Below are 756 nucleotides of genomic sequence, written 5' to 3'. Positions count from 1 at the left end.
AGGTTGGATCGGTCGCAGGGGTCTTCTCGCTGGCGGCGGGTGCCGATGGCCTCGATCATTTCAACATCACCGGACCTGCGATCACCGGGATCACCTACAGCACGACGACCGCGGCGGATGGCACAACGGTCCTTCACGGGAATTCGGGCGTGACCGAAGTGTTCTCCCTGACGGTAAGGCCGGATGGCACCTATGAGTTCGATCTCGTCACGCCGCAGGCCGCCACGACCGTCACGCAGACGCTCACAGGGCTGAGCCCGGGTGGTCCGACGCCGTTCCTCGAAACTCCGAACGGCCTGATCGAATTCACCGGTAACGGCAACGGCGTCAACTCTTCCACGCAAGGCTTCGGCGTTGACAACCAGTTCATCGACCCCAATGAAAACTTCACCATGGAGTTCCACACCTCAGCGACAGCCGGCAATGACGCGCCGACTCTCAATCCGAAGTTCATAGGCAGTCTCGATTTCAATGTGAACAATGGCTCTGGTTCGGTCTCATGGACGGCGACCAATTCCGTCACCAACCAGACCCAGAATGGAACGGCGACGGTGGTGAATGGACATCTCATCATCGACCCGACGATCGATTTCAACGTGATTTCGATAACCGGCAATGCCGATGCGAAAATGAGGTTGGCGGCCGTCGACATATCGCAGAACATCCTGCCGTCCGACTTGAACCTGCAGTTCCTGGTCTCTGCGACAGACCATGATGGCGATACGACCGCGACGCAGCCTGTGAGCATCCACGTGG

1 protein-coding gene is annotated in these 756 nt (G+C 58.7%); it reads left to right on the top strand.

Going from position 1 to position 756, the window contains the following annotated elements; genetic code table 11:
* On the top strand, window positions 1-756 hold a 756-nt coding region (locus tag EOB49_RS34370), incomplete at both ends, for a hypothetical protein (protein ID WP_164781953.1).

Origin of the sequence: Mesorhizobium sp. M7A.F.Ca.MR.148.00.0.0 (assembly GCF_003997735.1) — a bacterium.
Classification (GTDB): domain Bacteria; phylum Pseudomonadota; class Alphaproteobacteria; order Rhizobiales; family Rhizobiaceae; genus Mesorhizobium.
This window is presented reverse-complemented; position numbering and strand designations above follow the sequence as displayed.